Source organism: Bradyrhizobium sp. SZCCHNRI1009 (assembly GCF_032487575.1).
GTDB lineage: Bacteria > Pseudomonadota > Alphaproteobacteria > Rhizobiales > Xanthobacteraceae > Bradyrhizobium.
In genome coordinates, this window is record NZ_JAUEUL010000003.1 from 287,002 (window position 1) to 312,482 (window position 25,481).

Sequence of the window (25,481 nt, forward strand, 5' to 3'; positions counted from 1 at the left end):
GGGACGGCTGGTTCGACGTGCGAGATCGTATTCCGTGAGCGTATTGCGTGGATCAGTACAGGCCGCGGCCGCCGAGGATCTCGCGGGCCTCATCCGAGCCGTCGTATGCGCTGGTCGGCGTCACGTAACGGCCGGCCTGATCGTAGGACACGGCACGCGGATTATCGAGGCTGCGTCCGCGGCTCCGGCTGGAAGCCGACATCTCCGACGTCGCCGCGACCGACGCCAGGTCGGCGGAGGTGTTGCCGAGTGTGTAGGGACGCCCCTCGGGCAGCGGGACTTCGCCGCGAATCGGACGACCTGCGCCGATCTCGGGAACGAACGGCTTGGCGGAGGCGACACGGACCAGGGACGGCGCCGGCGCCGGGATGCCGGTGCGCAGGGTCGCCATCAGCTGGGTATCGTCGGACCCTTCGAGAGGCGCACGACCGACATATTCGACGCGGACGCGGGCGATGCCGCTGCCCTTGAACTCGAGCAGATCGGCGGCCTTGTTGGAGACGTCGATCAGCCGGTTGCCGTGGTACGGGCCGCGATCATTGATGCGGACGATGAGCGATTTGCCGTTGGCGAGATTGGTGACGCGGGCGTAGCTCGGCAGCGGCAGGGTCGGATGGGCGGCCGTCAGCGACGTCATGTCGAAGACCTCGCCATTGGCGGTCAGCCGGCCGTGAAAATCATCGCCATACCAGGAGGCCAAGCCCTCGGCGCGGTAGTTGGTGTCCTCTTCGGGAACATAGGTCTTTCCGGCCACGGTATAGGGCTTGCCGACGCGGTAGACGCCGCCGCCCTTCGGCACCGGCTCGCCGAATCCGACGACGCGCGGGCTCGACGATACGCCGTATTTCGGATCGACCTTGCTGGCGAACTTGTTGGACGAGGCGCAGTTCGCGACCATCAGGCAGGCGAGGACGGCGACGGCACTGCGCACCGCTCTCTCGACCGGATCTGTTTGACCAATCCCCATCGACCCCAATTACCAATGAGCCGGTCGCAGCCGAGCCATCCCATCAGGCCCCCGCGTCCCGGCTTGTCCCCGAGTCGCATCCCCGCAACTCAATGCACAAGGATAACGCAACCCGAACACGGCGGAAATGGGGTGGGCCCCGCCGTGGTTAACCGGAGCTTTCCAGCGGTTGTGACGCGGACCATGGCCGCCCAGGCGTGCACTCCGCTGCGCCACTGTGTTGCGAGTGCACCTTTTTGGACACATATGTTGCGTGAAATCCTCACTTGGGAGTGTTCTCATTTCGCGGGACCTGAATCATTTTGACTGTGCGGGGCTGCACGTCGTTTGCTTCACGTGGGGCGCAACAGGGTGTGTTCGCTATGATCGAAGCAATGACGGCAGTGATGGGCTTGGTTGGCGCCGGGATCTTCCTTGCTCATGCGTTTGAAGGGGTCCGCTCGCGGGCCTGATTCCGGACGGATCGGACAGCCGACGCCATGGTCGGCTCTCGTCCGTTTCAATGTTTGCGTCCGCTTCAATAACGACACTTCAGGAGCATCCCTGAAGCCGGAAGTTTCGACCAGCAGATCATCCAGACCGCTCGTCGCCCGGCCCTCGGTTTTCTCCGGCCGGTGTGAGGTCGGACCGGTAGCGCAGCCGCAGCAGGTGGCCCATGCGACACCAAGATCTACGACATCAAGCGTTGCGACATCAGGACTTGCTCTCGGGCAGCTTTCTCGCCCTGGCAGCGCTGAGCACCGCAGTCTTGTGCTCCGGCCTGATGGCCTTTGCGCTCAGGTGAGCGTGGGCTTTGAGCTGAGGCCGTCCTGGCAGGCGTGAATGCGCCGTTGACGAGCCGCAAGCCCGCACCCTAAACAAGGATCGCGTCGATCCCGCGCCGCCGTGGCGTGGACGTCGCCGACGTCCCGGACACGACGCCGGATGGAAGGGTGGCCGAGTGGTTTAAGGCACCGGTCTTGAAAACCGGCGTGCCCGCAAGGGTACCGTGGGTTCGAATCCCACCCCTTCCGCCAAGGCAATTGATTTCACTAGTGAACTTCCGGTCGCGGGGCAAATCCCCAGCGTCCTCCCCGGACCGCCGGGGCTTCCGTATGACCCCGAAGCGATGCGGCGCGCTTTTTGGCTAGCGTGCTAGAGGTCGAGGCCGTTGTCGTCCGGAACGTCGAGGGAGCCGAGGCCTAGAAACTCTCTTCCTTCCGGAGTCACGCGGTTTAGCACTCCGGCTCCGAACACATCCTCGAACATATTCGCTAGTACTCTGCGGCCTGCGTGTCTCAGTTCGCTATCGAGGGTCGGAAAATCGTAGGTGCCGCGGTAGATGTTCAAGTAAGACGAGATCGTACGCCACAAGCCGATTGAGGCTTGTTGAAAGCCGACGCGTTCCTTGCGCAGATTATCGAAGCTGAACTCCTCCTCCAGTTTCTGCTGGATCTTCGCAATTTGCTTTCGTCCCACGCGTTTGACGTACCCACCGACCGCGTCTGCGTAGAGGAGCTCGAGACCCAAGAAAGTGACGGCTTGTTTCGGTGCGACGATTTGGCTTTTTGATCCCTCACCACCCAGATCGGGAATGGTGAGCCCTTGGTTTCTCAATTGCGATCTGACGAAGTCGAAGCCATCTTCTGCTAGCGCCTTCGAATGAAAGAACAGCAGCAGATCGTCGGCATAACGCACCATTTCGATCTGTGCCGCACGGAACGATGCATCAAAGTCTTTGAGCACGAGGTTGGCGAGTAACGGTGAAAGGGGCATGCCCTGTCGCAAGCCCACGCCCGGGACGATGCCTTGTTTCTTCAACTTCGGTCTCGTGTACTTTGTCGCCTTTATCTCGCAGTCGACGAAAGAATGTACAAGAGGCGTAATGCTACTACCCCTAAGCGCTGCGCTGACTCGGTGTTTTGCTTCTCGCCTAGGAATGCGATCGAAGAACGCCTCGATATCTGTTTTTAAGCACCACTCATACTTTTGCCTTAGCTCCAGCGCGCGGGCAATCGCGTGAGCTGTGCCGCGGCCTCGCACGAAGCCATAGGAGAATTCGTTCTCTATGGAGAGCTTGTCCTTGGTGACCAGATAGTCAACGATCGCTCTTTGCACGAGGCGATCGCGAATGACCGGAATACAGATCAACCGATCCTTGTCTGAGTGTTGCTTAGGTATGAAGATGGCGCGCAGCTTGGACGGATGGTATCTGCCGCTGCGCAGATCAGCGGCCAGTGCAGCGAGGCGATCTTCGAGACGATGGGAAAACTGCTCAGCGGTGAGGCCGTCGACGCCAGGGCGTCCAGGATTGGAAGTAGCGTCCCGCGAGTCTCTCCAGGCAGCAAAGAGATTCTTCTTAGACAGTATCTTCGCTGGTTTAGGATAGTGCTGAAATTCAGTTCTCCCAGGCGTAGGGTCGAGCAAGGGTGCACCTAAGCCTGATTGAACTGGCGCCAACCGATGGTCCGAGACCAATCTTTTGGCTGTTGGAGCTTTGCTGCTGGCGCGCTCTCGCGCGACGCGCTCGGCACCTCACAAGTCTCCGGCTAGGAGGTCGCTGTAAGCTAGAAACGGTCACCAATACATCCAAGATAGCGCTCCACCCTTGATTCTGCAACCAAGGCGAGTGGCGTTACCGCAGTTATCCGCCTCTATTTAGGAGCAGTAGTTTGATAAACGACGGCGTCGTGCGCTCAATGGCTTGCCTGCCGTGCGCGGTGGCCGTTCACCGCGCCGGCCGTCTCGGGCGGCACGCCGACCCGCTCCATCAGTTCGCGAACGTCGCGGATGCGGCTGTCGAGAAGGCCGTGCACCTCGGTCAGCGTCCAGCGCAGCTCATCCACCGCGCCAGGTGCTGCGTCGGGAAAATGCGAGAGATGATAGATCATCTCGTTGAGCACCTGCCGCAGCCCGTACAGGTCGTCGTGGGCGAGCTTCTGGACGTCGAGCTGGCCGAGCAGCCGCTGCACGAAGCTGCGGCGATCGGGCGGCACATGGCGCAGATCGACGAACCGGTTGACGTGGAAGGCGCGCGGCGCCTCGGCGCTGCCGGCCGCGTGCGCCAGCGCGAGGCGCACGCTGTCCGCGTTGAGGTCCTCGGTATCGACGGAGAGCGTGTTCGGGAACAGGCTCTTGTGCCGTTCGATCAAGGCGTGGGTCTTGTCGTAGTACCAGCCGAACTTGTCGGCCAGCGACAGATCCATCCATTGCTGCTTCGACATCTCTCCGAAGTGGACAGCGGTCGGACGCTTGCGCTGCGCGGCCGGCGAGTCGGCGTAGTAGAGGTGGTTCTGCGGCGACAGCGCCGCATTCTCAACCAGGCTTGCGATGCACGCCGCCCGGTCGCGCCGGCGCAGATGCACCAGCGTGACCTGGTCGCCGAGGAGCTCGGCGACGATCGGCAGCACGGCCGCATAGCCGTTGCCGACGACGCAGGCATGGGGGCAATCGAGGATCGTCTGACGAATCTGATCCGCGAAGCTGGGATCGTTGGTTTCCTTGAGCTGGCAGAACAGCTCATTGAGCTCGCTCGACGCCCATTCGTGCACGGCCCTGTCGCCGTTGCCCTGGTTGTCGAACACCTCCTGCATCATCCGCGCCAGCGACGTCGTGCCGTCCCGGCCGGTGCCGACGCACAGCACCCGCAGCGCGGAAGGCGGAGAATTCCTCAAGGCCACGTCACGGCGATTGCCGGAGGGGCGCGTCGCTCCATTGTCCGAGACCACGGCCGGACGCTGGCGCGTCAGCCGGCGAAGCTCCGCGGATGCCGCCTCCCACTCCAGCCTGTAGCCGTCGCGCTCGTCGCGCAGGCGGCCCATGATCACGCCCCTCTCTTCGGTGATGCGCCTGTACCGCTCGCACTCGTCCTTCGCGGCGATCAACTCCGCTTGCAGCGCATCGACGAAGCGTTTCACATCCTCATCGAGGCGGCTTTCGGTGCTGGCGGTGCCAATCCCCAACCGGCCCTCGATCCATCGGCGCAGTCGCACTCTCGACAACAATCATCCTCCAAGACATCGAGCCGAACGGCCTGCTGATCGTCTGCCGTGCGATCGCTGCTGCGAATCAGCACGCCTGCGAAGACCGCCTTGCCGGCTCCGGCTCTCTACGTAATACAATTGCAATGTACATCAAAATGCGTCGCAGTTCGGTTGCAGAAGCAGCGCTGATGGGCCGGGACGTTGCGCGAGCACCCCGCTCGTGCTCGATAAATGTGCACGCCGCTGGAGCCTGCTTTCTCCCGGTCAGGCCGTCAACGCGACCAATCGTCATTCTTATGGTATTAAAATACCGTAGCGCGGTGCGGCCGCGGTGATCATGCGTCACGGCATGCCGCAGGCGCCGCTGCTGCCAACGGACACAGCCGCGGCGACGCCAACTCCGTCGAGCTAGTCCAGTCCGCGCTCGCGACTGAGCCGCACCATCTCGTCGATGAAGATCTGCTTCTGCCTGTCGTCGAGGCTGGTGAAGAGCGGCTCCGACGCGTCGGCCACGGCGCGCTGGTCGGCGGCGCGGTCGACCAGGAACTGAGCCTCGTTGCGCATCTGCTCGACGATGTCATCCGGCGGGTCGCGCTTCGACCGCGCGATGCGCAGATCGAGCCTGTCAGCGCCGTTGCGGCCGAGCGCGTGCATCGCATTCGCGAACGGACCCCAGTTCTTCGCCTGCTCTTCCGTCAGGTTCAGCCCGGTCTTCAGCCGCTCGACATTGCTGTCGCTGTTGGCGACGATCTGTTCGGCCGTGAGTTGCGGGGCGCCTGGCTGCGTCAGCATCGGCGTCGCCTTGGCGACCTTGCTCGTCTTCGCCGCCTTGGAAGGCTTCGCCTTCCTGGCCTCGGCCGGCGGTGCCGCGGGCTGCGCACTCTGCTGGTCGTTGTTGCCGGTGAACGCCCCGGTCACGCCGGTGACCACGCCGACGACACCGCCGATCGCGCCACCGAGCACACCGCCGACCGGGCCTGCCGCCTTGTTGCCTTCGCGCGCGCCCTGCTCGACGCCCTTGAACAGGCCCTGCGCGGCAGGCTGACGCGGTAGGCCCAGGAGGCCGACGAGGCCCACTGACACTCCTATTGCGATGCATCCGAAAGACCGGCGCCAGATGCCGGCGGGGCTCGTCACCATCAGTTCATGCTCCGTGCAACACGTCCGACCGTCTCGCGACTTGCCGGTCGTGACGGCCATGATTCCAACGAATTCTATCGTTGCCGCACCGCGCAAGTCCATCTGTCGCACGCAGTGCGATGCATCCAACGCGTCCAGCTACATCGATTCCTGTTCTGCCGTGACGCGCTTTGCGCTGCAGCGCTCATCGTTGCGATGCAATCAGTTGCGAGACCTGCGACGATTGTGCCCGCCATTAGTTCTAGGATTCGCCCCACCTGCTTTCTCGACAGCCGCTCGCAATTCTGCTCTGATTGCACCCAAGCGAAATCCATGCGTCGCATGACGCGACGCAACAACTAACAAATCGGATTCGCACCCAAACGCTTGGCTCACCAGGGAGGGAACGCCATGTCACGGAGGAAGCTGAACCGCCGACAATTCGTTGCTGCGACCGCTGCCACCTCGGCGGTCATGATTGCCGCGCCCTATGTGCGCGGCGCCTACGCGGCCGGCAAGCTCTCGATGGGATTCTGGGACCATTGGGTTCCCGGCGCCAATCAGGCTTCGACCGATCTCGTCAACGAATGGGCTGCCAAGGAAAAGGTCGAGGTCCAGATCGACTACATCACCAGCCAGGGCAAGAAGCTCGAGCTCACCATTGCTGCCGAGGCGGCGGCCGGTTCGGGCCACGACATTCTCGCCCATCCCACCTGGTGGCCGCAGGCCTATGCCAATCAGCTCGAGCCCGTCAACGACATCATGGAGCCGATCGTCAAGGAGAATGGCTCCGTCAACGGCACCGTCAAATATCTCGGCCAGGCTGGCGGCAAATGGCTCGCGGTGCCGGCCTGCGTCGGCAGCCAGATCAAGGGCCCTTGCACCCGTATCGATCTGATGAAGAAGCACGCAGGGATCGACGTGCAGGAATTGTATCCCGCCGGCAGCCCGCCGAAGGCCGACAGTTGGACCACCGAGACGTTCCTGAAGGCGGCGGAGGCATGCCACAAGGCCGGCGTGCCGTTCGGCATCGGTCTCGGCGAGACGACCGACAGCGTCGATTCCGCCGGCGCTTTCTTCCAGGCGTTCGGCGCCGATCTCGTCAACGCCAAGGGGGACGTGACGGTCAAGACCGATGAAGTCCGTCAGGCGCTGGAGTTCTACAAGCGGCTGATTGCCGTGCTGCCGCCCGACGTCGCGGCGTGGGACGACGCGTCCAACAACAAATGGCTGGTGTCCGGCAAGGGCGCGATGATCATGAATCCGCCGAGCGCCTGGGCGGTCGCCAAGCGCGATGCGCCGCAGGTCGCCGAGCAATGCTGGACGCACGGGTTCCCGGCGGGCCCGAAGGGACGCTTCGCACCCTTCCTGCCGTACTTCTGGGGCATCTGGGCGTTCTCGAAGAACAAGGAAGCGGCCAAGAGCCTGATCGTCCACCTCTCGAAACCGTCTTCGATCGAAAAGATGGTAGTGGCCAGCGGCGGCTACGACCTGCCGGCCTACGAGAAGCTGACGACGCTGAAGGTGTGGGCCGAGGCGGCGCCGCCAAAGGGGACGCTGTTTCACTATCCCAACCCCTATAATCACCAGACGCTGTCGATCGCAGCCTCCCCTGCTCCGCCCAAGATCGCGCAGCAGATCTATGCACAGGCGACGATGACCAAGATGTGCCTGCGCTACGCCCAGGGCGAGAAGATGGAATCGACCCTCGCCTGGGCCGAAGGCGAGTGCGAAGGCTTCATGCGCAGCTGAGGCATGCTCGAAGCAACGCAGGCGGTCCGCCTCGGCAGGCGGGCCGCCCCCTTTCACCTCGTCAGTGTTTCCCATCCAGTGAGGACCCCGCCTTCGCAGGGGACATCACGAGGAGCCCTTTCTCATGGTTGATGCCGCCATCGGTGAAAACGCCGTCGCCCGCCCCCGCGCGGCCCGTCGCAATGGTCTGCACAGGGCGCTGAAGCGGAAATCGACCGCCGCTTTCCTGATGACGCTGCCGCTGATCCTGCTGATCGTGCTCCTGGTCGTCTATCCCGCCCTGTATTCGGTGCATCTGGCGACCCTGAACAAGTCGATGCAGCGCTTCGTCGGCTTCGGCAATTTCGAGTTCCTGTTCAAGCGCGACACGTTCTGGCTGGTCGTCAAGCAATCCTGCATCTTCGCGATCACCGCCGTCGTCTTCAAGGCGCTGATCGGCTTCATCGTCGCGCATTTCGTCCACAACATCCCGGCCAAGGGCCAGCGCAAATGGCGCGGCATGCTGCTGGTGCCCTGGGTGATTCCGCCGGCGATGAGCACGCTGGCCTGGCTGTGGCTGTTCGACCCGTCCTACAGCGCCTTCAACTATACGCTGTCGTTCTTCGGCATCGGCCCGATCCCGTGGACCGGTGATGCCGCCTGGGCGCGATTCTCGGTGATCCTGGTCAACGTCTGGTACGGCGCGCCGTTCTTCATGATCATGTACCTGGCCTCGCTGAAATCCGTCCCGGACCAGCTCTATGAGGCCGCGGCGATCGACGGCGCCAATTGGTGGCAGCGGATCTGGTACGTGACCCTGCCGATGATGCGCAACATCATCGCCATCACGACGCTGTTCTCGCTGATCGTGACGTTCGCCAACTTCGACATCGTCCGCATCCTCACCGCCGGCGGCCCGCTCGACAAGACGCACATCTTCGCGACCTGGGCGTTCCGCGTCGGCATCGAGGGCAGCGACATTCCGCTCGGCGCCAGCGTCTCGCTGTTCATGGTGCCGATCCTCGCGGTCGCCGCCATCTTCATCCTGCGCGACGTCAACAAGCGGGGGAACGAGTCCTGATGAGCACGATGACCGTCGACAAGGCCGGCCCGACCCGCACCGTCAAATATGGCTCGATGAGCCGCGACCGCGCCTGGGCGCTGCGCTGGTCGTATTTCTTCCTGACGCTGTTCGCGATCTTCTCGCTGGTTCCGCCGCTCTACATGCTGATCACCTCGCTGAAGGGCAGCGCGGAGATCTCGGCGGCGACCAACCCCTGGTGGGTGTTCCACCCGACGCTGGAGAACTATGTCGGGCTGCTCACCTCGAACCAGTTCCTGCGCTTCTTCTTCAACTCCGCCATGGTCTCGATCATCGTCGTGATCATCACCATGCTGATCAGCATTCCGGCCGCGTTCGCGCTGTCGCGGATGAAGTTCTGGGGCTCGGCGACGCTGGCGACCGGCGTATTCCTGACCTACCTGATCCCGGACAGCCTGCTGTTCATTCCACTGTTCAAGATGTTCGCGCTGGTCGGCGACGTCACCGGCATCCAGTTGATCAATCGCTGGTACGTGCTGCTGTTCATCTATCCGACGCTCACCGTGCCGTTCTGCACCTGGATCATGATCGGCTATTTCGCCTCGATACCCAAGGAGCTCGACGAGGCCGCCATCATCGACGGCGCCTCCTGGTTGCAGACCTTGACGCGGATCTTCATCCCCGTCGCCCTGCCCGGCCTGATCGCCGCGACGATCTTCGCCTTCACCGTCTCCTGGGCGCAGTTCCTGTATCCGCTGGTGTTCACGACCTCGACCGACCAGCTGGTGCTGCCGGTCGGCATCGTCACCACCCTGATCAAGGGCGACGTCTTCAACTGGGGACAGATCATGACCGGCGCGCTGCTGGGCGCGGCGCCGCCGCTGATCATCTACGCGTTCCTGATGGACTATTACATTGCCGGGCTCACGGCCGGCGCGACCAAAGGCTGATGACGGGGGTTGATCACACATGGCTGAAGTGAGCTTGCGCAAGGTCGTGAAGCGTTATGACGACGTCGAGGCGGTCAGGGGCATCGATCTCGATATCGCAGACCACGAGTTCGTCGTGCTGGTCGGCCCGTCCGGCTGCGGCAAGTCCACGACATTGCGGATGATCGCAGGGCTCGAGGACATCTCCGATGGAGACATCACCATTGGCGGCGACGTCGTCAACGACGTGCCGCCGAAGGACCGCGACATCGCCATGGTGTTCCAGAACTACGCGCTCTATCCGCACATGACGGTGGCCGAGAACATGTCGTTCGGGCTGCGCCTGAAGCATTATCCGAAGGCCGAGATCAAGAGCCGCGTCGCGGAGGCCGCGCGCATGCTCGACATTGCCGATCTCATCGACCGCAAGCCGAAGCAGCTGTCCGGCGGCCAGCGCCAGCGCGTGGCGATGGGCCGCGCCATCGTGCGCAATCCCAAGGTGTTCCTGTTCGACGAGCCGCTGTCGAACCTCGACGCCAAGCTGCGCGTGCAGATGCGCATCGAGATCAAGAAGGTGCACCAGAAGGTCCGCACCACGACCGTCTACGTCACCCACGACCAGGTCGAGGCGATGACCCTGGCCGATCGTGTCGTGGTCATGAACAAGGGCCGCATCGAGCAGATCGGCACGCCGAACGAGCTGTACCACAATCCGGCGACACGCTTCGTCGCCGGCTTCATCGGCTCGCCCGCGATGAACTTCGTGCCGTGCCGGCTCGAGGAGGCCAATGGCCGGCTCCACATCCGCCTCACCGATCGGATCGCCTTTCCGCTGCCGCCCGCGCGCGCCGCGCGCTATCAGTCCGTGTCACGGAATGAGCCGCTGCTGCTCGGCATCCGGCCGGAGCACATCACCGAGACCAAGCCGCATGCGGAGCCTGGGATCGAGCCGTTCGAGGCGCTGCTCGACGTCACCGAGCCGATGGGCATGGAGACGCTGGTCTACTTCACCCTCAACGAGACGCCGGTCTGCGGGCGAGTCAACCCCAATGCCGGCGCGCGGGATGGCAGCCCTCTGCGCATGGCAATGGACCTCAACAACATGCACCTGCTAAACGAGGCGACCGGGCTCGTGATCTGACGAGCACCAGGACGATTCAAGGGCAGGACATGACCACCAGGACGGCAACCAACAAGAACAAGATCCTCGTCACGGAATCCTTCTCGGCCAAGGGACGCGCGCTGCTCGCAGCGCGCGACGACGTCGAGATGATCGAGTTCCCCAACATGATCTCGGCTGCGGATTTCTCCGTGCTGCTCGCCTCCCATGCCCCGGTGCATGGTGTGGCTCTCGGTGCGACGCGCTTCGGCGAGCCGGAGCTCGTCGCTGCCGGCGACATGAAGGTCGTGACCCGGATCGGCGTCGGCTTCGATGCGGTCGACGTGCCGGCGCTGAGCCGCCACAAGGTGCCCTTGATGGTCGCCGGCACCGCGAATTCGCCGTCGGTCGCCGAGCAGGCGCTGTTCATGATGCTGACCTTGGCCAAGCGCGCCAACGAGATGCATGCAATGGTCAAGGACGGCACCTGGGGCTCGCGGCTCGGCGTGCTGCCGTTCGATCTCTACGGCAAGACCGTGCTGATCATCGGCTTCGGCCGCATCGGCACCCGCACCGCCAAGCGCTGCCTGGCGATGGAGATGCAGGTCCTGGTCTACGATCCCTACAAGCCCGCCGCCGACATCACCGCCGCTGGCTGCGAGCAGGTCGCCGACCTCGACGCCGCGCTGCCGCGCGCCGATTTCGTCAGCATCCATTGCCCGAAGACGCCCGAGACCATCGGCCTGTTCAATGCCGCGCGTCTGCGGCTGATGAAGCCGACCGCCTATTTGATCAACACCGCGCGCGGCGGCCTGGTCGACGAGGCCGCGCTGTACGACGCGCTGGTGTCCGGCCGCCTCGCCGGCGCCGGCCTCGACGTGTTCGAGCAGGAGCCGCCGCCGGTCGGCCACGCGCTGCATATGCTGCCCAACGTGATCATGGCCCCGCACGTCGCCGGCGTCACCCGCGAGGCGGTCGACCGCATGAGCGAGCAGACCGCGCGCAACATCCTGAGTGTGCTCGACGGCGAGCCGATTCGGCAGAACGTGATCAATCAGGACGTGCTCTGAATCGCGGGCTGGCGCCCTCTTCCCCACTGATACCTGTGCTCAGTGCTCGAATGATCATGGCCGGGCTTCATGCCGGCCATTCACGTTTGGAGACAAGCCGGCTGAGTCGAACGCCGTCCTGCGGGGATCTTCATCCACCGCTTTGTCGCCCAAATTTGAACGCAATGTTGCATCTCGCCCAGACTTCGCTACAACTGCAGCTATTGGCGTCGGCGTTTGCGCGCGTCAGTAGGAACAGAGGCGATCATGAGTGTTGCGACGGAGCACGCGCTCGCAACGATAGCGAGCATCCTCGACAAGCCGGAATCTGCGAAGCGTGACGACCGGGCGAGCGCGCCTGTTCCCAACTCTCCAGCCAGAAAGGCCACGGGTACGGTGGTCTCATTCGATCAGGCCGACGGCTACACCAAGATCGGTCCCGGCCCGATCTCTGCGATCCGCTTCCGCTGGACCGCGCGGCGCGGCGAGGACGGCTACTATGTCGATGAGACCGTCGGGCCGACCTCGATCGCCGTCAGCAGCGGCCCGATGACGGCCGAAGCCGCCATCGACATGGTCGACACCCGTGCGCGCGAGGCGGCAGAGCGCTTCGAGGCACTGAAGAACGAGATGACCGGCAAGGGTGCGTTTGCTCCGGTCGAACCCGGCCGGACCTAGCGCTCGGTGGCCGCGCATCGTTGAATGATGCGCGGCATTGCCTGGTGGACCAGGAGGCTCGACCGCTGGCGGCGGCCGTGAGCCGATCCGAACGATGCGACCGCCGCCTGCCCCTCGTCCCGCGACACCGCTTCCTGTAAGAAGACCCTCGTCCCACTCAAGCCGAGGTGTCGCCATCATGGGGTTCTTCGATCGTCCGCTGTCCGTCCTGACCGGGCTCGTCCTCGTCTGCAGCCTTGCCGTGCCGGCGGCCGCGGACCAGGCCTCGCGGCTCGACGAGATCGTGCAGCGCGGTAGCTTGCGGGTCGGCATGACCGGCGACTACAAGCCCTTCACCTATCTCGACAAGGCGACCGGCAAATTCTCCGGCTTCGACGTCGACATGGCCGAGTCGCTCGGCAAGGCGCTCGGCGTCAAGGTCGAGTTCGTGCCGACGAGCTGGCCGCAGCTCATGAAGGATTTCGAGGCCGACAAGTTCGACGTCGCCATGGGCGGCGTGTCGATCACGCTCGACCGTCAGAAGAAGGGCTACTTCTCGACGCCGATCATGCGCGAGGGCAAGACACCGATCGCCCGTTGCAGCGACACCTCGAAGTACCAGACGCTGTCCGACATCGACAAGCCCGGCACCCGGGTCGTCGTCAATCCGGGCGGCACCAACGAGCGCTTCGCCCGCGCCAACATCAAGGCCGCCGACATCCGGGTCCACACCGACAACGTCACCATCTTCGACGAGATCGCCAAGGGCGACGCCGACCTGATGATGACCGACGCCTCTGAGACGCGCTACCAGCAGAAACTGCATCCTGGTGTCTTGTGCGCCGTCCATCCAGAGAAGCCGTTCGACTTTTCGGAGAAGGCCTACTGGCTGCAGCGCGACGTGGCGCTGAAGGCGTTCGTGGACCAATGGCTGCACATCTCGACGGAGAACGGCAGCTACCAGGCGATCTACAAGAATTGGTTCGAGTAAATTCTGACGAAGCTGACGGGATGTAGGCTGAATATGCAGCGTTCGATGAATTAGGCAGACTCTCTGCAAGTGCCCCGTGAGAACGTCGGATCGAAAAAGTTAAGGCTTGGCGGAAAACGAAGCAACGTCGCTGTCACGGAGCAGAGCAGACACGCAATCAATATTCCCCGTAAGCGCCGCTCGGCCACGGGAGGAAGGGGATCATTCTCAATCGTGCGCTCCCTGTGTTGTCAAAGATGAAGGGGAATGATCCCCAAGTGAGAAGATCGGTGACAAACGGAAGCAGCAATACCCCGGCGATCATCAAGACCGCCCATCGCCATGGCTGTCTCACCGTGACGAGAAACGCAACAACAGCTAGACCGTAAAGCGGCCAAATAATTGAAGTCGCAATTACGCCGAGGAAGAACGCCGCAGACGGCGAGATCAGAGCGCCCCACGTCCAGCGATGCCAGCCGAGCTTGATGAGCAAGAAAGCGTGGCTAACCGTGTGCCGCTCCACGAACGCGAGCACGATCACGCAAAGCGGCACGAACCAAAGCCAATGCCAGCCTAAGCGCAGTCCCCTACCGGTGGCCTTCGCGGTGTCGCTCATGACCGAATTCTAGCGATCGCCCTTCGCTGTTGCTAGGGGCTGAGTGTCACCTCTGGGCCGGGAGTAGATATACGATGGCCGGTTGTGACCTTAGATCGGACCTCGTGGAGCGTCAGTCTACCCGCCGTGGAATTGCACGCCGAGCCTACCCCGAACGACCCGCACCTAAACGCGATATTCCGGCGTAGTTTCAATGAGAAGACCTCTGTCCAGTCCTCCGGTAGAAAATATTCCACTTTTGTTTTTCAGAATTTCATGCTTTACTGCCGCCATCCCGCCTCGTCGAAGAGGGGCGTTGCGCGCGATCGTCACGACACGCGAGGTGGGGAGGCGACGGCCGCGAGATGCCGAAAGCGTGCTTGCACGCGGACGAACGGCAGATTGCGGACGTGAAGTCGCAGGGTCCTGATACCCCGACGCTGGTATCAAGTCGCGATGGTGCTCAAGGCGCCGCGTGGTGATGGTGGCCAACAAGCCCGGCGCACCAGGGAGACTGCGTATAAGCGTTAAGACCGTCGCGCAGGGAATGCCGGTTGATCGGCAGCACCTGTGGTACCTGCCGCCTGCATTTTTTACGCAGGCGGGCCATGGGTGAGGCCCTCACCCGGCATTCCCTGCGCCCTCTTCTATTCGAGAGGGGCACGACTGATGGAATCACTCGGACGTCATGCGTCGCGAGACAGCAAGGTCATGCTCTAGAGTGTTAGGTGCGGATCGCTCGGGCGACACAAACGGTGTCGTCCCGGCCTCGAGCCGGGACCCATACTCACAGGCCGTCGTTTGTGGCAGGTGCGAAGGTGCAGGCCTGCAGAACAGTCCCGCTGGTGGTTATGGGTCCCGGCTCGAGGCCGGGACGACAGTGGAGCGTGTTGTGAAAGCTCGGCTCATAACCGCGCAGCGAACGGAGTTCAAACAGGCCTCAGCCGTTGCGATACGTGTAGCTGTAGCCGTTGATCGCCGGCGCGCCGCCCAGATGGGCGTAGAGCACCTTCGATCCCTCCGGGAAGTAGCCCTTCTTGACGAGGTCGATCATGCCCTGCATCGACTTGCCCTCGTAGACGGGGTCGGTGATCATCGCCTCGGTGCGGGCGGCGAGGCGAATGGCCTCGTTGGTCTCGGCGCTCGGAACGCCATAGGCCGGATAGGCGTAGTCCTTCAGGATCACGATCTCGTCGTCGCGCACCTTGCGGCCAAGCTCGACCAGCTCCGCGGTGTTGTCGACGATCTGGCGCACCTGGCTGCGGGTCTGCTCGGGCGTGCCGGAGGCGTCGATGCCGATGACGCGGTCGGCGCGGCCGTCGGCGGCGAAGCCGACGATCATGCCGGCCTGGGTCGAGCCGGTCACGACGCAGACGATGATGTAGTCGAACTTGACGCCCATCTCGGCTTCCTGCGCCCTCACCTCCTCGGCGAAGCCGACATAGCCGAGGCCGCCGAACTTGTGCACGGAAGCGCCGGCCGGAATGCCGTAGGGCTTGCCGCCGGCGTCCTTCACCGACTGGATCGCGTTCTCCCAGCTCTTGCGGATGCCGATGTCGAAGCCGTCCTCGACGATGCGGCTGTCGGCGCCCATCAGGCGCGTCATCAGGATGTTGCCGACGCGGTCATAGACGGCGTCCTCGTGCGGCACCCAGCTCTCCTGGACGACGACGCACTTCATGCCGATCTTGGCCGCGGTCGCCGCCACCATGCGGGTGTGGTTGGACTGCACGCCGCCGATCGAGACCAAGGTGTCGGCATTGGACTCGATCGCGTCGGGCACGATGTATTCGAGCTTGCGCAGCTTGTTGCCGCCCATGGCGAGACCGGAATTGCAGTCGTCGCGCTTGGCGTAGATCTGCACCTTGCCGCCGAGCGCCGCCGTCAGCCGCGGCAGATGCTCGATCGGGGTGGCACCGAAGGTGAGCGGATATTTTTTGAATTTGTCGAGCCGAAGCACGGGGCCTCTCCGTGGGTGAATGAGATCGGTCGTCCCCAACATACGAAAAAGCCTGAGAAAGGTGCTCTCTTTATTGGCGCAGAATTTCATGCTTACGTCGGCGCTTGGCTCGTTGAGCGATAGTTTTTCTCAAAAATTGTGTGTCGTATGAAAGAAACTTCCGAAACCGATCTCGACCGCGTCGACCGGCGCATCCTGCAACTGCTGCAGAAGGACGGCCGGATGAGCAATGCCGAGCTTGCCGCCACCGTTCACGTCAGTCCGGCCACCTGCCATCGCCGCACCCAGCGCCTGTTCGAGGAGGGCTACATCCGGAGCGTGCGCGCGCAGATCGCGCCGGAGAAGGTCGAGCGCAGCGCACTGGTGCTGGTCGGCGTCGTGCTCGACCGCTCGACGCCGGAGAGCTTTCGCACCTTCGAGGCCGCGATCCGCAAGCTCAAATTCGTGCTCGACTGCCATCTCGTCGCCGGCGATTTCGACTTCTTCCTCAAGATCCGCGTCCGCGACATGCAGGACTTCAACCGCATGCATGGCGACCAGCTGATCTCGCTGCCCGGCGTGCGGCAGACCCGCACCTTCTTCGTGATGAAGGAGGTGGTCGACAATGCGCCGCTGGATTTCTGAGCGGAGGGCGCGTTGAACCAGGGCTGCCGCAGCGGCGACTTAATTGCGCGTGAGCTCGCTCACATCAGCAACCGACATCGTGGAGATCCTGATGAAGAGGCTGTTGGCCGTTGCTGCCGTGGTTCTGGCCAGCAGTGCCGCCGAGGCGCAGTACGTCATCGAGTACGGCGGCAAGACGATCCGCATCGATCCCGACCGCGGCACCGTGCAGATCCCCGGCGTCTACGACAATACCGAGCAGAAGAAGTCCAAGCGCACCAAGCGCGATCCGGATCAGGCGGCCAGGCCGCCGGCCGCGGCGGACAAGCCGGCTCCGGCGCCCACCGAGGCGGCGGTCACCCCGGCCCCGCAACCGCCTGCTCCGGCGGTCGCGGCCCCTGCTCCAGTTCCCGCCGCGCCTGCTCCGACGGCAGCCGCACCGGTGAGCCCACCGGCCGCTCCTGCTCCCGTTCAGGCGGCCGCGCCACCGGCGCCGCTGCCGCCACCTCCGGCGGCCCCAGCCGCCAACGCTACGGCACCGGTTGCGCCTCCGGCCGCTGCAACGGCCGCTGCGGCCCCCACGACGGCCGCCGCGCCGCCGCCACCGCGTCCAGCCCAGGCGCCTGCCGTGACCACCGCAGCCGCTCCGCCCGCTGCGGCGCAGACCGCCGGTCGCGATCCCAACTCGCCGGTCGGCATCTGGCTGACGGAGGAGAAGGAGGGCCAGATCCGCATCGAGCCCTGCGGCGCCAATCTCTGCGGCTACGCCGTGGATGCGAAGACCAAGCAGAACGGCGAGCAGATCCTGATCAACATGCGGCCGAGCGACAAGGCCCAGGAGAAGAAGTGGACCGGCCGCATCTTCGATCCGAACAGCGGCAGCACCTACGATTCGACCATCGCGCTGAAGGGGGCGGACAATCTGCGCGTGCAGGGCTGCGCCTTCGGCGGCATGTTCTGCGGCGGCCAGACCTGGACGCGGGTGAACTGAGCCCGGCGCGCGACGCGCCTCCAAAAGCAAAGCGCGCGGCCCTGCGACCGCGCGCTCTTGGTCTTGCTAGTCCCGCATCAGCCGACCGGCGTCGCATATTCCTCGTCGGTGACGTGCTCCATCCACGTCACGTGCTCACCGTTGAGCGATTCATGCATCGCGACGTGGACCATGCCGGTGGTCGGCGCGGCGCCATGCCAGTGCTTCTCGCCCGGCGGAATCCACACGACGTCGCCGGCCTTGATCTCGCGCACCGGCCCGCCCTTGGCCTGCACCCGACCGACGCCCTGAATCACGTAGAGCGTCTGTCCGAGCGGATGGGTGTGCCAAGCGGTGCGCGCGCCGGGCTCGAACGCCACGCGCGCCGAGGCGACGCGGGCCGGCGCCTGCGGTGTGATGATCGGGTCCTGCCACACCGTGCCGGTGAAACTTTCGGCCGCCGCGCGGCGCGTGGGGCGCGAGCCCGCGAGATAAACATCCACCATGGTTCTGCCTTTCCTGAGTCCTTGCAGTCGATCGATCGCCGCGTCGGCCGCGACCTACTTCTTCGACGCCGCGTAGCGCGCCTTGGTCTCGGCATTCATCGGATAGAGGCCCGGCAGCACCGCGCCCTTGTTCACCTCGTCGACGATCCAGGCTTCCATGCGCTCCTGCTCCGGGCCTTCGGCGAGCACGTGATCGAGCATCGCCTGCGGGATCAGCACCGCGCCATCTTGGTCGGCGACGATGACGTCGTTCGGAAACACCGCAACGCCGCCGCAGCCGATCGCCTCGCCCCAGCCGACGAAGGTGAGCCCCGCGACCGACGGCGGCGCGGCGTAGCCATCGCACCACACCGGCAGGCCGGTGCCCATCACGCCTTCGAGGTCGCGCACGACACCATCGGTGATCAGCGCGGTGACGCCGCGCTTGACCATGCGGGCGCACAGGATGTCGCCGAAGATGCCGGCGTCCTTGACGCCCATCGCATCGACCACGGCGATGCAGCCTTCGGGCATCGCCTCGATCGCGGTGCGGGTCGAGATCGGCGACGACCAGGATTCCGGCGTCGCCAGATCCTCGCGCGCCGGCACGAAGCGCAGCGTGAAGGCGGGACCGACCAGCCGCTTCTGTCCCGGGCGCAGCGGCTTGGCGCCGCGCAGCCAGACATTGCGCAACCCCTTCTTCAGCAGGACCGTCGTGATGGTCGCCGTAGTGACCTGGGAGAGGGTAGCGATGGCTTCGGGAGTGAGGGACATTGTGAGACTGGCGCTCCAAACAGGCTGGCGGAAAAAGCAGGCGCATCTTGCGAGCGACGAAGGCCGCGTCAAGGGCATGCTCAGTGCGCCCAGCGCATGCGGGGCCTGCAGCGGCCCGATAAGGTCTTCTTATCGCTGGGCATCCGATTAATTTATTGAATTTTCGAGACTTTTTGTCTCCAGCGCAATTCCACTGGCGATCGAAAGCGGCTAGATGAGGAACAGCAACACGGATCTTCTCGGACAGATGGCCGACTCTTTTCCACCTCCTCGCCTGCTGCCCAGCGGCGACAGCGCGGTCACCGTCGAGTTCAGCCGGACCATCGACGAGACCGCCAATCGCCGCGTGCTTGCGCTCGACCATGCGCTGACTGCCGCCGCCATCGCGGGCATCACCGAGACGGTGCCGACCTATCGCTCGCTGCTGGTGCACTATGATGCAGGTGTGATCGACCACGACACGCTTGGGGCAAAGCTGTTGGCGCTGTCGGCCGGGTCGCTTGCGCCGGACAGCGAGATCCGGCGCTGGCGGGTTCCAGTCTGCTACGGCGGCGAGAATGGCATCGACCTGGAGGACGTCGCCAAGGCGCTGAACCTGACGCCGGACGAGGTCGTCGCCCGCCATGTCGCTGGCATCTACCGCGTCGCGATGATCGGCTTCACGCCGGGCTGGTCCTATCTGTCCGGTCTCGATCCGACGTTGCAGATGTCGCGCCGGCAGAACCCGCGCTTGGCGACACCGGCAGGCATCATCGCGATCGGCGGCATCCAGACCGGCATCCAGTGCCTTGCCGGCCCCTGCGGCTGGCACCTGCTCGGGCGCACCGCGATGCGGACGTTTCAACTGCACCGCGACCCGACCTTCCTGCTCGAGCCCGGCGACGAGGTCAGCTTCTACGCCGTCGACGTGAAGACCTTCGCGGAGCAGGAGCGCGCCGCGGAGGGCGGCGAGCTCATCGCAGAGCGGATCGCCGCATGAGCACGCTCGTCGTCTCACAGATCGGTCCGGCAAGCTCGGTCCAGGATAGCGGGCGTTTCGGCGCGCAGCGCTACGGACTGACGCCATCCGGCGCGATGGACAAGCTGGCGCTGGCCGCAGCCAACAGCCTCGTCGGCAATGTGCCGATGGCGGCTGCGATCGAGATCGGACCGTTCGGCGCGACGTTCGCGGCGAAGGGCGGCGCGGTGCGCGTGGCGCTCGCCGGCGCGCAGCGGCCGGCGGACGTCGCCAAGCGACCGGTCGAGATCAACACGTCGGTGACACTGAACGACGAAGAGCAGCTCACGCTCGGCTTTGCGCGCGGCGGCTCGTTCACTTATCTGGCCATCGAAGGCGGCATCGCCGGCGAGCCGATGTTCAACAGTCTCTCGGTGAATGCGCGCGCCGGGCTCGGCAGCCCCTACCCGCGGCCGCTCCAGGCCGGCGACAGGTTCGAGGTCCCCCCCGCCAGCGACGCGCCGGAACTGCGGATTGATGTGCCGAGAATGAGCGGCGTGATCCGCGTCGTGATGGGGCCGCAGGACGATGAGTTCAGCGACGAGATGAAAGCGCTGTTCCTCGGCAGCGACTGGATGGTGTCAGCAACCAGCGACCGCATGGGCTATCGCCTTGAAGGACCGCCGATCCGCCATCTCCATGGCCACAACATCGTCTCCGACGGCACCGTGGACGGCAGCATCCAGGTGCCTGGCAACGGTTCGCCGATCGTGCTGATGTCCGATCGCGGCACCAGCGGCGGCTATCCGAAGATCGCGACCGTCATCACGGCGGATTTCGGCCGCCTGGCGCAGACGCCCGCCGGCACGCCATTCCGCTTCAAGGCCGTGAGCATCGCCGAGGCGCAGGCCGAGCTGCGCCGCTACAAGGATCTGCTGCGCAGCCTGCCCGGCCGCGTCACCGAGCTCGCCAACAGCGATTTCAATGTCGATGCGCTGTTCACGGCCAATGTCGCCGGTCATGCGGTCAGCGCAACCGACGCCACCACCTGGCCCGGAGCGACTCCCGATTGATTTGAGCACATCTCACGCTGTTTCGGACCCATCAACGAGCGGACCCTGACATGACCAGCACCGTCGACCTGAACTGCGACCTCGGAGAGAGCTTTGGCCCGTGGGAAATGGGCAACGATGCCGCCATGATCGAGCTGGCGACGTCGGTGAACGTCGCCTGCGGTTTTCATGCCGGCGATGCCGACATCATGCGCCGCACGGTCGAGATGGCGAAGGCCAAAGGTGTCCGCGTCGGTGCGCATCCCGGCTATCGCGATCTGCATGGTTTCGGCCGGCGTCCGGTACCCGGATTGAAATCATCGGAGATCGAAAACCTCGTCGCCTATCAGATCGGCGCGCTGCAGGCGATCGCCACCGCGGCCGGCCACAAGGTCACGCATGTGAAGGCCCACGGCGCGCTGTCCAACGTCGCCTGCGAGGATGACATGACGGCAAACGCGATCGCCAAGGCGATCAAGGCCGTCGATCCCAGTCTGATCTTTGTCGTGCTCGCCAACTCCAAGCTGGTGACCGCGGGCGAGAAGGCCAACCTGTCGATGGCGCACGAGGTGTTCGCCGATCGCGCCTATGGCGACGATGGACTCCTGGTGTCGCGCAGCAAGCCCGGCGCCATGCTGCACGATCCCAAGGTCATCGCCGATCGCGTCGTGCGCATGGTTCAGGACGGCGCGGTGATTTCGGTGACCGGCAAGGTGATGAAGATGCGCACCGACACCGTCTGCATTCACGGCGATACCGCTGGCGCGGTCGAGATTGCGCGGGAGGTCCGCAAGGCGCTCGAGGCGGCCGGCATCACGGTCGCGCCGTTCAAGAGGTGAGGAGGATCAGAACGGGTGCGTGAAGGATGTGCCCAGGGTGATCGCGGCAATCAGCGCCATCGCGCTGTAGAAGGCAACCAACGCGACAGTTGCGCCGCGCTCGCGAATGGCGCGGGCCTGGGGCATCTGTCGCAGGGGCGTCGATATCGTCCGCATGGCCGGTCTCCTGAAGTTCCGGCCATGAGAAAAGCGTTCTCGCGGGCCGGTGCAAGGCAACCGGCGAAATAACGACAAGCCCCCTGCTTCGGGTCCCGCTGGAACCAAAAAATTCTCGGCCGGGCTCGCGGCCGAGAATATTCTCCGCAGGGTTCCCGCTCAGTAGACGTCGAGCTGGAACCGGCCCTTCTTCTTGAGGTCGGCCACGAAGCTGACGGCCTCGTCGGTCGAGCGGGCCCCGAACTGGGCGACGATGTCGACGAGGGCGCGCTCGACGTCCTTGGCCATGCGCTTGGCGTCGCCGCAGATGTAGAGATGGGCGCCGTCGGCGAGCCAGGTCCAGACCTCGCGCCCGACCTCGCGCATGCGGTCCTGGACGTAGAACTTCTTGTCGCCGTCGCGCGACCACGCCAGCGACAACCGCGTCAGGAGGCCGGCCGTCTTCATGGCGTTCAGCTCGTCGGCGTAGAAGAAGTCGCAGTCGCTGCGCTGATGTCCGAAGAACAGCCAGTTCTTGCCGGGCGCGCCGGTCGCCCTGCGGTCGTGCAGGAACGCGCGGAACGGCGCGACGCCGGTGCCGGGACCGACCATGATGATCGGCGTCTTCGGATCAGCGGGCAGCGCGAATCCGTGCGCCTTCTGCACATAGACGCGCAGCTTGTCGCCGGGATTGATCCGCTCGGCCAGGAACGTCGAGGCAAGTCCCAGCCGCTTGCGCTTGCCGATGACGTAGCGGACGCAGTCGACCGTCAGCGACAACCTGCCGGGCGTGGCATTGTGCGACGACGAGATGGAGTAGAGCCGCGGCTGCAGCGGCTCCAGCGCCTCGACGAAGGCCTCCGGATGCGGCCGGACGCCGGAGAACTTCTGCAGCACCGCCATCACGTCGAGCGTCGCCGCGTCGCCGTCGGGATCCTCGCCCTGCGCCAGCTGCCGCGCCTTCTCGCGGGTCGCGCCGCCGGTGATGAAGGAGATCAGCTCGAACAGCGAATCCGGCGCCGGCGCCAGCGAGACGTCCTCCAACAGGCACTGCCGCAGCGGCTTGCCGTTCACCTCAGTCATGTGCGAGGCGCCGAGCAGCGCGATGATCTGATCGACGAGGCCGAGATCGTTCTTGGCGAAGATGCCGAAGGAATCGCCGACGACGTAGTCGAGCCCGCTCTCGCCGAGATCGAACTCGATGTGCCAGGTCTCCTTCTCCGAGCCCGGCTTGTTGAGCAGGCGCCGCGACAGGAACGTCGCCTCAACCGGATTGTCGCGCGAACGACCGGGCTTGCTGACGACGACGGCGATGGTGGCCGGCGCAGCCGCAGCGGGCTTGGCCGCGGCCGGAGCCCTGTCGATCTCCTCGTAGAGCGCCTTGAGCATCCGCGCGGTTTCCTTGCCGCCGGGGACGCACAGATTCAGCCGCGCCTCGCTGCGATCGGCAATCGCATCCGAATAGTCGCTGCAATTGTAACCGCATTGGCCGCAGTCCTGCTGCGCCATGGCCGCCATCATGCGCCGGCGCAGCGGACGGCCCTCGGCGAGCTTCATGCGCTCGGCGATCGGCATGGTCTGGTCGTGCCATGGCGCCTCGCCGTCGTCACCGTCGCCCGCGGGCGCAAGCACGGCGCCGTTCTGCGCCGGCGACAACGCTGTCGCGCCGTCGAAGCCGAGCGCTCCGGCCAGAAAGCCGTTGAGCCATGAGCGTTGCGCCTCGGAGAATGGCGCCGTCGAAGGAATGATCTCGATCTTGGGCATGGGCGTGATCTGGTTCATGCTGACACCTCCGACGAGGTCTGGGCTTCGGCGAGATTGCGCAGCGCCTCGCCGTCGTGACGGCGTGCGAACGACAGGAAGGTCTCCTCGGGAGAGGCGCGATGGGCGAGATAGGCCTTGAGCAGCTTCTCAACGGTTACAGGCGCATCCGCCGCCTTGAGGTCGCGATAGACCTCGCGGCCGATGTCGGCCTGCGGGCCGAACCCGCCGCCGGCGAACAGGTGATAGCCCTCGACCGTGTCGTCGCCGTCACCAACCGGCACCTTTGCCGCGATCATGCCGATGTCGCTGATGTAGTGCTGGGCACAGGAATGATGGCAGCCGGTGAGATGGATGTTCAGCGGTGTGTCGACGTCCACCCTGCTCTCGCACCAGTCGCCGATCTCGGCCGCATGTTTCTTGGTGTTGGATGCCGCGAACTTGCAGCCGGCGTTGCCGGTGCAGGCGATCAGTCCGGCGCGGATGTGCGAGGACTTTGTCGACAGCCCGATCTGCTCGATCGCCGCACAGGCCAGAGCGACCTTGTCGTCGGGAACGCCCGAGAGCAGCAGGTTCTGCCACACCGTGAGCCGGATCTCGCCGTCGCCGAGATCGGCTGCGATCTTGGCGAGCGCGCGCATCTGGTCCGTCGTCAGCTTGCCCAACGGCAGCACCACGCCGATCCAGTTCACCCCCTGCTGCTTCTGCTGGTGGACGCCGATATGGGCCATGCGATCGGCGTCGGGCCGCGGCGCGAGCGCCTCGTCGGGGACGCGCGCCAGCTTGCGGCCGAGCCTTGTTTCAACGGCTTCCATGAACTTGTCGTGACCCATGCTGTCGAGCACATATTTGAGCCGCGCCTTGAGGCGATTGGTGCGGTCGCCGGTCTCGATGAACAGCCGCACGATGGCGTCGGCCACCTCGGTCGCCCGCTCCGGCTCGACGATGATCCCTGTCGGCTTGGCGAAATCCTTGTGTCCGGTGATGCCGCCGAGGCCGAGCTTGAACCACACGCCCGGCGCAACGCCAAAGCCGTCCTTCACCTCGACCGCTGAGAACGCGATGTCGTTGGTGTCCTCCAGTGCCGCGATCCGTCCGGCGCCGTCGAAGGCGACATTGAACTTGCGCGGCAGGCCGTACAGCGAGCGGTCGTTGAGGATGTGGAAATGCCATTCGCGGGCGAAAGGCCGCGTATCCAGCAATTCCTGCGGATCGATGCCGGCCGTTGGCGTCCCCGTCACATTGCGGATGTTGTCGGCGCCGGAGCCGCGCGCCGTCAGACCGAGATCCGAGAGTCCTTCCAGCAGCATGACCGCGTGCCTCGGCGGGATTTCGCGCAGTTGCAGGTTGGCCCGCGTGGTGACGTGGCTGTAGGGGCCGCAAAGCTGGTCGGCGAGATCGGCAAGGCCCGTCAGTTGCCAATGCTTCAGGATGCCGTTGGGAATGCGCAGCCGGCACATATAGGAATCCTGCGCCGGCGCGACGTGAAACAGGCCGTAATAGCGCCAGCGGAAATTGTCGGCCGTGGATGGCGCAGCATCATTGCGCGCCTGCTCCTTCAGCCTCTCGTAAGCATCGAAGGGATGGAGCTCGCGCTTGACCTTCTCCTGGTCGACGAGCTTCCGTCCCGACGCGATCACCTTGTCCTGCGCCTTGATGTGGATGGCGTCTGGACCGGTCGGCTCGCTTGCTGTCGGCGTGCCACCCTGGCCGCGCCCTGCCAGCGTGACCTTGAGGCCCGCAGCCAAGCCTTCGAGGTAGCGCTTCTGCTCGTCGTTGAAGTCGACTGACAACGATTCGATTTTCATGATGGCGGACGAAGCTCCAGCGGCCACGGCGGTTGGC

The 25,481-nt window shown here is 64.6% G+C and carries 23 protein-coding genes and 1 tRNA gene; 13 read left to right on the plus strand and 11 right to left on the minus strand.

All coding sequences use genetic code 11. The features are described 5' to 3' along the window. Positions 1 to 52: 52 nt before the first annotated feature. Positions 53 to 967, minus strand: a complete 915-nt coding sequence (locus tag QX010_RS08150) for a septal ring lytic transglycosylase RlpA family protein (RefSeq protein WP_316178761.1) — start codon at positions 965 to 967, stop codon at positions 53 to 55. A 926-nt stretch (positions 968 to 1,893) separates the two neighbouring features. Between QX010_RS08150 and QX010_RS08155 the strand changes: the two genes are divergently transcribed. Then, positions 1,894 to 1,983 (plus strand) — tRNA-Ser (locus QX010_RS08155). 118 nt (positions 1,984 to 2,101) lie between these two features. On the opposite strand, the gene QX010_RS08160 is transcribed toward QX010_RS08155, so the two are convergent. From QX010_RS08160 to QX010_RS08170, 3 genes are all read right to left on the minus strand, one after another. Then, complete coding sequence (locus QX010_RS08160; protein ID WP_316178763.1) at positions 2,102 to 3,373, minus strand: reverse transcriptase domain-containing protein; 1,272 nt, start codon at positions 3,371 to 3,373, stop codon at positions 2,102 to 2,104. 269 nt (positions 3,374 to 3,642) lie between these two features. Beyond that, on the minus strand, positions 3,643 to 4,908 hold the full coding sequence (locus tag QX010_RS08165) for a hypothetical protein (RefSeq protein ID WP_316178765.1): 1,266 nt from the start codon (positions 4,906 to 4,908) through the stop codon (positions 3,643 to 3,645). Positions 4,909 to 5,337: 429 nt separating this feature from the next. Continuing rightward, the gene (locus tag QX010_RS08170) at positions 5,338 to 6,069 is read right to left on the minus strand and encodes a Spy/CpxP family protein refolding chaperone (RefSeq protein WP_410051930.1); all 732 of its coding nucleotides are present in this window, start codon (positions 6,067 to 6,069) and stop codon (positions 5,338 to 5,340) included. 390 nt (positions 6,070 to 6,459) lie between these two features. On the opposite strand from QX010_RS08170, the gene QX010_RS08175 reads away from it, so the two are divergent. The 7 genes from QX010_RS08175 to QX010_RS08205 all read left to right on the plus strand — a co-directional run bounded on the left by QX010_RS08175 (position 6,460) and on the right by QX010_RS08205 (position 13,546). Then, entirely contained in the window at positions 6,460 to 7,800 is a 1,341-nt protein-coding gene (locus QX010_RS08175; RefSeq protein ID WP_315799987.1) for an ABC transporter substrate-binding protein, read from the plus strand. 124 nt (positions 7,801 to 7,924) lie between these two features. Continuing rightward, on the plus strand, positions 7,925 to 8,860 hold the full coding sequence (locus tag QX010_RS08180; protein ID WP_315799988.1) for a sugar ABC transporter permease: 936 nt from the start codon (positions 7,925 to 7,927) through the stop codon (positions 8,858 to 8,860). Then, positions 8,860 to 9,771 carry a carbohydrate ABC transporter permease gene (locus QX010_RS08185; RefSeq protein ID WP_316178769.1) on the plus strand — a complete coding sequence of 304 codons (912 nt, stop codon included), beginning with the start codon at positions 8,860 to 8,862 and terminating at the stop codon, positions 9,769 to 9,771. The genes QX010_RS08180 and QX010_RS08185 overlap by 1 nt, the downstream gene beginning before the upstream one ends. 19 nt (positions 9,772 to 9,790) lie before the next feature. Further along, positions 9,791 to 10,891, plus strand: coding sequence for a sn-glycerol-3-phosphate ABC transporter ATP-binding protein UgpC (locus tag QX010_RS08190; RefSeq protein WP_315799990.1), 1,101 nt, complete (start codon positions 9,791 to 9,793; stop codon positions 10,889 to 10,891). Between the two features lie 29 nt (positions 10,892 to 10,920). Then, positions 10,921 to 11,919, plus strand: coding sequence for a hydroxyacid dehydrogenase (locus QX010_RS08195; protein ID WP_316178770.1), 999 nt, complete (start codon positions 10,921 to 10,923; stop codon positions 11,917 to 11,919). A gap of 246 nt (positions 11,920 to 12,165) precedes the next feature. Continuing rightward, entirely contained in the window at positions 12,166 to 12,576 is a 411-nt protein-coding gene (locus QX010_RS08200; RefSeq protein ID WP_316178771.1) for a hypothetical protein, read from the plus strand. 178 nt (positions 12,577 to 12,754) lie between these two features. Then, positions 12,755 to 13,546, plus strand: a complete 792-nt coding sequence (locus QX010_RS08205) for a transporter substrate-binding domain-containing protein (RefSeq protein ID WP_315799993.1) — start codon at positions 12,755 to 12,757, stop codon at positions 13,544 to 13,546. 157 nt (positions 13,547 to 13,703) lie between these two features. Here QX010_RS08205 and QX010_RS08210 read toward each other — a convergent pair whose 3' ends face one another. Continuing rightward, positions 13,704 to 14,141, minus strand: a complete 438-nt coding sequence (locus QX010_RS08210) for a hypothetical protein (RefSeq protein WP_316178772.1) — start codon at positions 14,139 to 14,141, stop codon at positions 13,704 to 13,706. A gap of 919 nt (positions 14,142 to 15,060) precedes the next feature. After that, the gene (locus tag QX010_RS08215) at positions 15,061 to 16,080 is read right to left on the minus strand and encodes a 1-aminocyclopropane-1-carboxylate deaminase (protein WP_316178773.1); all 1,020 of its coding nucleotides are present in this window, start codon (positions 16,078 to 16,080) and stop codon (positions 15,061 to 15,063) included. Positions 16,081 to 16,227: 147 nt separating this feature from the next. Here QX010_RS08215 and QX010_RS08220 point away from each other — a divergent pair, with 147 nt between their 5' ends. Together QX010_RS08220 and QX010_RS08225 are read left to right on the plus strand one after the other, a co-directional pair. Continuing rightward, positions 16,228 to 16,704 carry an Lrp/AsnC family transcriptional regulator gene (locus QX010_RS08220; protein WP_315799995.1) on the plus strand — a complete coding sequence of 159 codons (477 nt, stop codon included), beginning with the start codon at positions 16,228 to 16,230 and terminating at the stop codon, positions 16,702 to 16,704. A 91-nt stretch (positions 16,705 to 16,795) separates the two neighbouring features. Next, the gene (locus QX010_RS08225; protein ID WP_316178774.1) at positions 16,796 to 17,674 is read left to right on the plus strand and encodes a DUF2147 domain-containing protein; all 879 of its coding nucleotides are present in this window, start codon (positions 16,796 to 16,798) and stop codon (positions 17,672 to 17,674) included. 77 nt (positions 17,675 to 17,751) lie between these two features. Here QX010_RS08225 and QX010_RS08230 read toward each other — a convergent pair whose 3' ends face one another. Together QX010_RS08230 and QX010_RS08235 are read right to left on the minus strand one after the other, a co-directional pair. Beyond that, on the minus strand, positions 17,752 to 18,159 hold the full coding sequence (locus tag QX010_RS08230; protein WP_008965351.1) for a cupin domain-containing protein: 408 nt from the start codon (positions 18,157 to 18,159) through the stop codon (positions 17,752 to 17,754). Positions 18,160 to 18,213: 54 nt separating this feature from the next. Then, positions 18,214 to 18,912 carry a ribonuclease activity regulator RraA gene (locus QX010_RS08235; RefSeq protein WP_006613956.1) on the minus strand — a complete coding sequence of 233 codons (699 nt, stop codon included), beginning with the start codon at positions 18,910 to 18,912 and terminating at the stop codon, positions 18,214 to 18,216. Positions 18,913 to 19,159: 247 nt separating this feature from the next. Between QX010_RS08235 and pxpB the strand changes: the two genes are divergently transcribed. From pxpB to QX010_RS08250, 3 genes are read left to right on the plus strand one after another with little or no spacing between them, the layout of a single operon-like run. Continuing rightward, on the plus strand, positions 19,160 to 19,891 hold the full coding sequence (gene pxpB, locus QX010_RS08240) for a 5-oxoprolinase subunit PxpB (RefSeq protein WP_316178775.1): 732 nt from the start codon (positions 19,160 to 19,162) through the stop codon (positions 19,889 to 19,891). Then, positions 19,888 to 20,922, plus strand: coding sequence for a biotin-dependent carboxyltransferase family protein (locus QX010_RS08245; protein ID WP_316178777.1), 1,035 nt, complete (start codon positions 19,888 to 19,890; stop codon positions 20,920 to 20,922). The genes pxpB and QX010_RS08245 overlap by 4 nt, the downstream gene beginning before the upstream one ends. 50 nt (positions 20,923 to 20,972) lie before the next feature. Further along, the gene (locus QX010_RS08250; protein ID WP_316178779.1) at positions 20,973 to 21,740 is read left to right on the plus strand and encodes a 5-oxoprolinase subunit PxpA; all 768 of its coding nucleotides are present in this window, start codon (positions 20,973 to 20,975) and stop codon (positions 21,738 to 21,740) included. Positions 21,741 to 21,746: 6 nt separating this feature from the next. On the opposite strand, the gene QX010_RS08255 is transcribed toward QX010_RS08250, so the two are convergent. The 3 genes from QX010_RS08255 to QX010_RS08265 form a co-directional block, all read right to left on the minus strand. Next, positions 21,747 to 21,896, minus strand: coding sequence for a hypothetical protein (locus QX010_RS08255; protein ID WP_315711980.1), 150 nt, complete (start codon positions 21,894 to 21,896; stop codon positions 21,747 to 21,749). Positions 21,897 to 22,055: 159 nt separating this feature from the next. Next, positions 22,056 to 23,657: a sulfite reductase subunit alpha gene (locus QX010_RS08260; RefSeq protein WP_316178781.1), complete on the minus strand. Its 1,602-nt coding sequence runs from the start codon at positions 23,655 to 23,657 to the stop codon at positions 22,056 to 22,058. Continuing rightward, positions 23,654 to 25,444: a NirA family protein gene (locus QX010_RS08265; RefSeq protein ID WP_316178783.1), complete on the minus strand. Its 1,791-nt coding sequence runs from the start codon at positions 25,442 to 25,444 to the stop codon at positions 23,654 to 23,656. Before QX010_RS08265 ends, QX010_RS08260 begins: the two co-directional genes overlap by 4 nt. Between the last annotated feature and the right edge of the window lie 37 nt (positions 25,445 to 25,481).

What these genes read in the sequence shown, in the direction of transcription:
- pxpB (WP_316178775.1), top strand. Translation starts at nt 19,160, where the DNA reads ATGGCCGACTCTTTTCCACCTCCTCGCCTGCTGCCCAGCGGCGACAGC.
- QX010_RS08205 (WP_315799993.1), top strand. Translation starts at nt 12,755, where the DNA reads ATGGGGTTCTTCGATCGTCCGCTGTCCGTCCTGACCGGGCTCGTCCTC.
- QX010_RS08175 (WP_315799987.1), top strand. Translation starts at nt 6,460, where the DNA reads ATGTCACGGAGGAAGCTGAACCGCCGACAATTCGTTGCTGCGACCGCT.
- QX010_RS08200 (WP_316178771.1), top strand. Translation starts at nt 12,166, where the DNA reads ATGAGTGTTGCGACGGAGCACGCGCTCGCAACGATAGCGAGCATCCTC.
- QX010_RS08185 (WP_316178769.1), top strand. Translation starts at nt 8,860, where the DNA reads ATGAGCACGATGACCGTCGACAAGGCCGGCCCGACCCGCACCGTCAAA.
- QX010_RS08245 (WP_316178777.1), top strand. Translation starts at nt 19,888, where the DNA reads ATGAGCACGCTCGTCGTCTCACAGATCGGTCCGGCAAGCTCGGTCCAG.
- QX010_RS08195 (WP_316178770.1), top strand. Translation starts at nt 10,921, where the DNA reads ATGACCACCAGGACGGCAACCAACAAGAACAAGATCCTCGTCACGGAA.
- QX010_RS08220 (WP_315799995.1), top strand. Translation starts at nt 16,228, where the DNA reads ATGAAAGAAACTTCCGAAACCGATCTCGACCGCGTCGACCGGCGCATC.
- QX010_RS08190 (WP_315799990.1), top strand. Translation starts at nt 9,791, where the DNA reads ATGGCTGAAGTGAGCTTGCGCAAGGTCGTGAAGCGTTATGACGACGTC.
- QX010_RS08170 (WP_410051930.1), bottom strand. Translation starts at nt 6,069, where the DNA reads ATGGTGACGAGCCCCGCCGGCATCTGGCGCCGGTCTTTCGGATGCATC.
- QX010_RS08235 (WP_006613956.1), bottom strand. Translation starts at nt 18,912, where the DNA reads ATGTCCCTCACTCCCGAAGCCATCGCTACCCTCTCCCAGGTCACTACG.
- QX010_RS08230 (WP_008965351.1), bottom strand. Translation starts at nt 18,159, where the DNA reads ATGGTGGATGTTTATCTCGCGGGCTCGCGCCCCACGCGCCGCGCGGCG.
- QX010_RS08150 (WP_316178761.1), bottom strand. Translation starts at nt 967, where the DNA reads ATGGGGATTGGTCAAACAGATCCGGTCGAGAGAGCGGTGCGCAGTGCC.
- QX010_RS08250 (WP_316178779.1), top strand. Translation starts at nt 20,973, where the DNA reads ATGACCAGCACCGTCGACCTGAACTGCGACCTCGGAGAGAGCTTTGGC.
- QX010_RS08180 (WP_315799988.1), top strand. Translation starts at nt 7,925, where the DNA reads ATGGTTGATGCCGCCATCGGTGAAAACGCCGTCGCCCGCCCCCGCGCG.
- QX010_RS08255 (WP_315711980.1), bottom strand. Translation starts at nt 21,896, where the DNA reads ATGCGGACGATATCGACGCCCCTGCGACAGATGCCCCAGGCCCGCGCC.
- QX010_RS08210 (WP_316178772.1), bottom strand. Translation starts at nt 14,141, where the DNA reads ATGAGCGACACCGCGAAGGCCACCGGTAGGGGACTGCGCTTAGGCTGG.
- QX010_RS08265 (WP_316178783.1), bottom strand. Translation starts at nt 25,444, where the DNA reads ATGAAAATCGAATCGTTGTCAGTCGACTTCAACGACGAGCAGAAGCGC.
- QX010_RS08225 (WP_316178774.1), top strand. Translation starts at nt 16,796, where the DNA reads ATGAAGAGGCTGTTGGCCGTTGCTGCCGTGGTTCTGGCCAGCAGTGCC.
- QX010_RS08260 (WP_316178781.1), bottom strand. Translation starts at nt 23,657, where the DNA reads ATGAACCAGATCACGCCCATGCCCAAGATCGAGATCATTCCTTCGACG.